Origin of the sequence: Polaromonas sp. A23 (genome assembly GCF_002001015.1) — a bacterium.
Lineage (GTDB): Bacteria > Pseudomonadota > Gammaproteobacteria > Burkholderiales > Burkholderiaceae_C > Polaromonas.
Map to the genome: position 1 here is coordinate 1 of NZ_MUNO01000044.1, position 7,208 is coordinate 7,208.

Sequence of the window (7,208 nt, forward strand, 5' to 3'; positions counted from 1 at the left end):
GGTGCAGCCATGCCTCTGAAAATATGGGACATTTCGCCCGCCGTGGACGAGCACGCCGCCGTGTTTCCGGGCGATGCAGCCTACTCGCAGAAGCTGCACTTTGCGCTGGAACCCGGCTGCCCGGTCAACGTCAACACCCTCACCTTCTCGCCGCACACCGGCGCGCATGCCGATGCACCCATGCACTACGCCAATGGCCAGCCGGCAATTGGTGCCGTCGACTTGCAGCCCTACCTGGGGCGCTGCCGCGTCATCCATTGCCTGGACTGCGGACCGTTGGTGGAGCCTCAGCACATCGCCCATGCGCTGGACAAGCTGCCGACCCGCGTGCTTCTGCGCACCTCGGTGGCTGCCAGCCAGTCCTGGGCATCATTTACGGCCATCGCACCCGCCACGCTTGCGCTATTAGCTACTAAAAACATAGCGCTTATCGGCATCGACACGCCCAGCGTCGACCCCGCCGCCAGCCAGGACTTGCCCAGCCACCACCTGCTGCTGAAGCACGACTTGCGCGTGCTGGAAAACCTGGTGCTCGACGATGTGCCGGAAGGCGACTACGAACTGATCGCCCTGCCCCTGAAATTAACCCAGGCCGACGCCTCGCCTGTTCGCGCCGTGCTGCGCGAGCTTCCCGATGCCGCCGCATTTTGAGAAAACCATGACCACCCTGACCGACTGCCGCGCACTCGACGCCGGCGACTCCTTGCGCCCGCTACGAGACCAATTTGTGCTGCCCGAAGGCGTGATTTACCTGGACGGCAATTCCCTGGGTGTGCTGCCCAAAAGCGCCGCAGCACGCATTGCGAATGTCATTACCCAGGAATGGGGCCAGGACCTGATCCGCTCCTGGAACAGCGCCGGCTGGTTCCACATGCCGCAGCGCCTGGGCAACAAGATTGCGCCGCTGATAGGCGCCGGCCCCGGCGAAGTGGTGGCCACCGACAGCACCTCCGTCAATCTGTACAAGGTACTCAGTGCCGCACTCAACATGGCCGCCGAAGATGCGCCATCGAGAAAAACCATCGTCAGCGAACGCAGCAACTTTCCGACCGACCTGTACATCGCCGAGAGCCTGTGCCGCGAACGCGGCTACCGGCTGCAGCTGGTCGAGCCCGATCAAATCACTGCGGCCTTGACGCAAGACACCGCCGTTCTGATGCTGACCCACGTGAACTACCGCACCGGCGCCATGCACGACATGGCGGCACTCACGCAGGCGGCGCACGCAGCGGGGGTTCTGGCGGTATGGGACCTGGCGCACAGCGCGGGCGCCGTGCCGGTAGACCTGCAGGGTGCCAACGCCGACTTTGCCGTCGGCTGCGGCTACAAATACCTCAATGGCGGGCCCGGCGCGCCGGCCTTTGTCTGGGTGCATCCCCGGCACACCGACCGTTTCCGGCAACCGCTGTCCGGCTGGTGGGGCCACGCCGCACCGTTCGAGTTCACGCCCGGCTACAGCCCCGCACCGGGCATCACGCGATATCTGTGCGGCACCCAGCCCATGCTGAGCCTGGCCGCTCTCGAATGCGGGCTGGACGTGTTCGGTGCCGCCGCGGCCCTGGGCGGCATGACCGCGCTGCGCAGCAAGTCACTGGCGCTGACGGATCTTTTCATCACTCTGGTGGAAGAACGCTGCGCCGGCCACGGCCTCGGGCTGGTCACACCACGTGCGCACGCACACCGCGGCTCACAGGTTTGTCTCTCGCGCAGCGAAGGTGCTTACGCCATCGTGCAGGCGCTGATTGCGCGTGGCGTGATTGGCGACTTCCGCGCCGGTGATGGCGCCGCGCACCTCGACATCCTGCGCTTCGGTTTCACGCCGCTGTACATCGGCTTCGAGGACGTCTGGCATGCCGTGGAGCATATGAAGCAGGTGCTGGAAACCGACGCGTGGAAACGACCCGAATTCAACCAGAAGCACGCGGTAACTTGATCATGACTACCCCCGAAAAAATCGTCATCGACGAAAAAGCGCAACTCGACTTCAGCCGCGACATGAGCTACGGCGACTACCTGCAGCTCGACGCGATCCTCGGCGCACAGAAACCGCTCTCCCCCGCCCACGACGAACTGCTTTTCATCGTGCAACACCAGACCAGCGAACTCTGGATGAAACTGATGCTGCACGAACTACGCGCAGCGATTGCGAATGTAGCGGCTGACGAACTAGGCGACGCCTTCAAGAAACTCGCCCGTGTCAGCAGAATCATGGAACAGCTGGTACACGCCTGGGACGTGCTGGCCACCATGACGCCGCCCGAGTACAGCGCAATACGACCCTACCTTGCCAATTCCAGCGGCTTTCAGAGCGCGCAATACCGCTGCATCGAGTTCGCACTGGGCAACAAGAACGCAGCAATGCTCAAGCCGCACGCGCATCGCCCCGATCTGCTGGCCCAAGTGCAGGCCGCGTTCGAAGCCCCCTCCCTCTACGACGAAGCCCTGCGCCTGCTGGCACGCCGCGGCCTGCCCGTGCCTGCCAGCCACACGCAGCGCGACTGGACCCAGGGCTATGTGGAAAGCGACGCAGTGGAGCAGGCCTGGCTGGTGGTCTACCGCGACCCGAAGAAATACTTTGACCTGTACCAGCTTGGCGAGGAACTCACTGACCTCGAAGACGCCTTCCGCCTCTGGCGCTTCCGCCATGTGACAACGGTGGAGCGGGTGATTGGTTTCAAGCGGGGGACTGGTGGGACCGGTGGCGTGAGTTACCTGCGCAAGATGCTGGATGTGGTGTTGTTTCCGGAGATCTGGAAGTTGCGTACGGACCTCTGAAATCGGGCATTCATTTAGTTGTTGACGAACGTATTCATTTGAATACAATCGTCAACATGGTACCAATTTCCGCCCGTCTCCCCGACGATCTTTACGAGTGGTTGTCAACGCTTCCGCTGGAAGACGCGACAACCCTGAGTGACAAACTCCGCGTCGCCGTGCTCCACCTCAAGCGCATGCACGACGGCGACACCGACTACATCGATGCCTTGTCCATGTACCGCGACCTGGGCCGCAATACACGCGAACAGATCGCCCAGCTCGAACGCAAAACCGGCCAGCACTCCGAGGTGCTTGCGGCGTTCATGGAGCATCTTCCTGCGTTGATTGCCATGCTGCACGCCAGCCAGGCGTCGTCCCCCAACAGCGCGCGGGAGCTGGAAGCTGTGCTGGTCAAACGCACCATGCAGCTGACAGAAACGCTGCTGAGGCAAGCAGTTACCACACGCGCCGCCGCTTATGATGAAAAAGTCATCCTTGATAATTCAACTCGGGTGCTCGAGTTGGCGCAACTGATTTCGTCACCACGCTAAAAAGGGAGGTTTTTATGGCCGATAACTTACGTACCCGGGTTACCCGTGTGATCGCGGGCGGCGCGCATGCACTGCTCGACAAGATAGAAGATGCAGCGCCTGTCGCACTGCTCGAGCAGTCAGTGCGAGAAGTCGAACAGGTAACCGACGAGGTCCGGGCCGAACTCGGGCGCATCGTTGCAAACCGGCATCTTGCCCAGCAGCAGCATCTGCAACTCAACAAGGAGCACGATGCCTTGTCGGTTTCCGTGACCACCGCGATTGCCGAAAATCGCGAAGATTTGGCCAAACAGGCGATCGCCCGCCAACTCGACATCGAAGCCCAATTACCAATTCTGGAAACCAGCCTCAGTGAAATGAGCCAGCAGGACAAGGAGCTGTCCGGTTTCGTCGACGCGCTGATGGGCAAAAAGCGCGAGATGGAGAAAACCATCCAGGACTTCGAGGCATCACGCCGCCTTGCCGAAACCAGCAATCTGCGCAAGAACCCCGCCGCCACTGCCGAAGCCAGAATGAACTCCGCCCAGTCGGCGTTTGACCGCACCTTCCGGCGCCAGACCGGCCTGAACGGCGCAGGCAGCGGTGGACTGGAGCAGGCCGCCAAACTCAACGAACTGAACCAGCTCGTGCGGGACAACAAGATAAGCGAGCGCCTGGCCCAGCTCAAGGCGAGCCATTGAGGCCGGCGCGATGATTATCTTCACCGCACCGGAAACTTGGCCCTTCGGTGCCGCGCTGGCCGTGATGGTCGGGCTGAGCATTGTGGAGGGGGCTGGGCTGATGCTGGCGCACAGTCCCTCGCACATGCTCGAAAGTCTGCTGCCTGATGTGCCGGACGGCGCTGAAAGCGCGCTGGGCTGGTTGCATGTCGGCAAGGTGCCTTTGCTTGTGCTGCTGATACTTTTTCTGGCGGGTTTCACTGTCTCGGGCTACGTGATCCAGTCGGTCGCTCACGGCGTGGCCGGCTCCCTGCTGCCCGCATGGCTGGCAAGCATCCCGGCTTTCCTCGCGGGCATCTCCACGGTCAATGGGGTGGGGGGACTGCTGGCCAAGATCGTGCCCGGTGACGAAACCAGCGCGGTGAGCGAGCAGACCCTGATAGGCCGCGCCGGCGTCATCGTCAAAGGCCATGCGCGCGACGGCGTGGCTGCCGAGGCCAAGGTTCGCGATGCGAACGGCCGTGCGCACTACGTGATGGTCGAACCGGACATCGCGGAGCAGACATTGGACGAGGGCACGGCCATCGTGCTGGTGCGCAAAGCCGGCGCCCGCTTCAAGTGCATACGCAACCCGCATCCTGAGCTTTTGTGAAACCAGTCAAAGAACTGGCAGTGAATGACAAACCCGGCCCTGGCGGCCGGCCAAAAACAACAACCGGAGGAAGTAAATCGTGATTGACATGCTTATCAACATAGCGGTTCCCGCAGCGCTGGTATTTTTCTCATTGCTGCTGATCGGTATCATCTTCGCGCGGCTTTACCACCGCGCCACCAAGGAAACCGCTTTTGTGCGCACCGGCCTCGGTGGCCAAAAAGTAATCATGGACGGCGGCGCCATCGTGCTGCCGATCTTCCATGAAACCATTCCTGTGAACATGAACACGCTCAAGCTCGAAGTCTCGCGACGCGAAGAGCAGAGCCTGATCGCGCTGGACCGCATGCGTGTGGATGTGGCCGCGGCCTTCTTCGTGCGTGTCAAGCAGACCGCTGAATCTGTCAGCACGGCGGCCCAGACCCTGGGGCGCAAAACCATGGAGCCGGCGGCACTCAAGGTCCTGGTGGAAGACAAGTTCGTCGACGCCTTGCGCGCTACCGCGGCGACCATGTCGATGCGCGAGTTGCAGGACAAGCGCCGGGAATTTGTCCAGGCCGTGCAGAACGCCGTGGCCGAAGATCTGGAGAAGAATGGCCTGGAACTTGAATCGGTCTCGCTCACGAGCATGGACCAGACCGCCAAAGAGTTTTTCAACCCCAGCAATGCCTTTGATGCAGAAGGTTTGACCCGGTTGACCGAAGAAACTGAAAGCCGCCGCAAACAGCGCAACGACATTGAGCAGGACACCGAGGTCCAGGTCCGCACAAAAAACCTCGAAGCCGAACGCCTGAAGCTGACCATCTCCAAAGAGCAGGAATTCGCGACCTTGACCCAGCAGCAGGAGATTTCTAACGCAAAGGCCGACCAGACTGCAACCATCGCCAAAATCGAAGCAGAGCGCCAGCGCGAAGCCGAAGAAGTGCGCATCAACGCAGACCGCCTTGTGAAGGAACGTCGCATCGAAGCAGACCGGACAGTCAATAACGCAGAAATCGACAAGAATCTTTCTGTTCAGAAAAAGCAGATCGAGGCTGACCGCGAGACCAAGGTCAAGCAGGCGGAGCAACGCCAGTCGATTGAAATCGCGAATCAGGTCGCAGCCATCGCCATCGCTCAAAAATCTCAAGAACAGTCGCAAGCCGATGCGGCGGCCAATACCGCCCGTGCCGAAGCGGTCAAGTCGGAAGAGCTCGTGAACACCGCCCGGGAAGTCGCCATTGCGGAACGTGGCAAATCGATTCAGCTGATTGATGCCACGCGTGAGGCTCAGCAACAAGCGATATCCATCACCGTTGCTGCTGAAGCGGAACGCGAAGCCGCCGAAAACCACGCACTCGCTCTGCGAGTTGAGGCCGATGCCAAAAAAGCAGCAGCACTGGCTGAAGCTGAAGGTATCGCCGCCATCAACGAAGCAAAAAATCGCCTTGGTGCAGCGCAGATTGACCTGGCGGTGCGTATGCAATTGATCCAGTCACTGCCGCTGATCATTCAGCAGTCGGTCAAACCGCTGGAGAAAATTGAATCCATCCGGCTGTTTCAGGTCAATGGCATGCCGACGGGCACCGGCTCCGGCGGCAGCGCGGGAGCATCGGGTAACAGTTCCGGCGGCCAAGGCGGCACGCTCCCTGAACAGGTGGTCAATTCAGCGCTTCAGTACCAGGTTGCAAAACCGATTGTCGATGCCATCATGAAAGATGCCGGTTTGAGCAACCCCTCGCTGACGGGTATCGCCGAATCGGTAGCGGCGATGGTGGCCATGCCCCAAGTGCACGCATCGACAACAGCGGTGCCCCACTCCGAGCCGAAATCCTGAGACAGCTGCGCGTACCGGTCTAAAAGCATCCAACCGGAGCGCCCCGAAAGGGACCTCCGGTTTTTTTATGAGTGCTTAAGAGCGCCATCCATTCAGGCTGTCCAACACGAAATACCGTGATCCGGCATGACGCGCAAAGCGCGTCATGCCTCCCCGTATCCCGTATCCGAATTCGCTCCCCCACCCGTCGGGCTGGGCCGAGGAGCGCAGCCGAAAACGGATCAGGGCGAGCGATTGTCTGAGCGAAGCGAGTTCGAGCTCGACCCCGCTTTCGGCGAGCACCGCAGGTTGCCTGGAGCGAAGCGGAAGGACCCAGACCATCGGGTCGCCTTTTCTTTGCTTACTTTCTTTTGGCGAAGCAAAAGAAAGTGAGTCGCCCGCCGGGGCGAGTCCCGGCTTGTTGGCAAACCTCCAACGCAGGAAGCAAAGGCAGCTTCGACAAGCTCAGCCCGAACGGTGGAAAGTGTGGCGTTGGAGGACCGCCCGCATGGATCCCAGATCAAGTCCGGGATGACAAGGCCGGGGAAGTTTTGCTATTAATTCAATAGCTGCTCGCGCCCGCAGAATAAGGGCAAGAAGCACATTTCACCAACAGATTCACGCCAGAAGAGCTCGAAATGCCCAAAATTTTTAAGAAAAAGGCATGTACCCTTTATTCCCCGGTCGCCATCAGCTACAAATTAAGTAGCAGATCAGGGTCCACCATAAAGCCATGGCACATCCAGCAAGCGCTCACCCAGCAGCTTCATCGACATATCCCGCCCCAACCGAAC

7 protein-coding genes are annotated in these 7,208 nt (G+C 60.6%); all 7 read left to right on the top strand.

Annotation, left to right across the window (positions count from 1 at the left end; genetic code table 11):
• Window positions 1–9: 9 nt before the first annotated feature.
• The 7 genes from kynB (at window position 10) to B0B52_RS19185 (ending at window position 6,435) form a co-directional block, all read left to right on the top strand.
• Window positions 10–651 (top strand): arylformamidase, encoded by a 642-nt coding sequence (gene kynB / locus B0B52_RS19155; RefSeq protein WP_077595282.1) that lies wholly within the window; start codon window positions 10–12, stop codon window positions 649–651.
• 7 nt (window positions 652–658) lie between these two features.
• Entirely contained in the window at window positions 659–1,933 is a 1,275-nt protein-coding gene (gene kynU / locus B0B52_RS19160) for a kynureninase (protein WP_077595277.1), read from the top strand.
• A gap of 2 nt (window positions 1,934–1,935) precedes the next feature.
• Window positions 1,936–2,775, top strand: coding sequence for a tryptophan 2,3-dioxygenase (kynA, locus tag B0B52_RS19165; protein WP_077595283.1), 840 nt, complete (start codon window positions 1,936–1,938; stop codon window positions 2,773–2,775).
• Window positions 2,776–2,831: 56 nt separating this feature from the next.
• Entirely contained in the window at window positions 2,832–3,308 is a 477-nt protein-coding gene (locus B0B52_RS19170) for a hypothetical protein (RefSeq protein WP_077595278.1), read from the top strand.
• 14 nt (window positions 3,309–3,322) lie between these two features.
• Window positions 3,323–3,988 (top strand): PspA/IM30 family protein, encoded by a 666-nt coding sequence (locus B0B52_RS19175; protein WP_077595279.1) that lies wholly within the window; start codon window positions 3,323–3,325, stop codon window positions 3,986–3,988.
• Window positions 3,989–3,998: 10 nt separating this feature from the next.
• Entirely contained in the window at window positions 3,999–4,619 is a 621-nt protein-coding gene (locus B0B52_RS19180; RefSeq protein WP_077595280.1) for a YqiJ family protein, read from the top strand.
• An 88-nt stretch (window positions 4,620–4,707) separates the two neighbouring features.
• The gene (locus B0B52_RS19185) at window positions 4,708–6,435 is read left to right on the top strand and encodes a flotillin domain-containing protein (protein WP_254425775.1); all 1,728 of its coding nucleotides are present in this window, start codon (window positions 4,708–4,710) and stop codon (window positions 6,433–6,435) included.
• The last annotated feature ends 773 nt before the right edge of the window (window positions 6,436–7,208 follow it).

Excerpts from the sequence above, each read along its gene's own strand:
- B0B52_RS19175 (WP_077595279.1), top strand. The coding sequence starts at position 3,323 with ATGGCCGATAACTTACGTACCCGGGTTACCCGTGTGATCGCGGGCGGC.
- kynB (WP_077595282.1), top strand. The coding sequence starts at position 10 with ATGCCTCTGAAAATATGGGACATTTCGCCCGCCGTGGACGAGCACGCC.
- B0B52_RS19170 (WP_077595278.1), top strand. The coding sequence starts at position 2,832 with ATGGTACCAATTTCCGCCCGTCTCCCCGACGATCTTTACGAGTGGTTG.
- kynA (WP_077595283.1), top strand. The coding sequence starts at position 1,936 with ATGACTACCCCCGAAAAAATCGTCATCGACGAAAAAGCGCAACTCGAC.
- kynU (WP_077595277.1), top strand. The coding sequence starts at position 659 with ATGACCACCCTGACCGACTGCCGCGCACTCGACGCCGGCGACTCCTTG.
- B0B52_RS19180 (WP_077595280.1), top strand. The coding sequence starts at position 3,999 with ATGATTATCTTCACCGCACCGGAAACTTGGCCCTTCGGTGCCGCGCTG.
- B0B52_RS19185 (WP_254425775.1), top strand. The coding sequence starts at position 4,708 with ATGCTTATCAACATAGCGGTTCCCGCAGCGCTGGTATTTTTCTCATTG.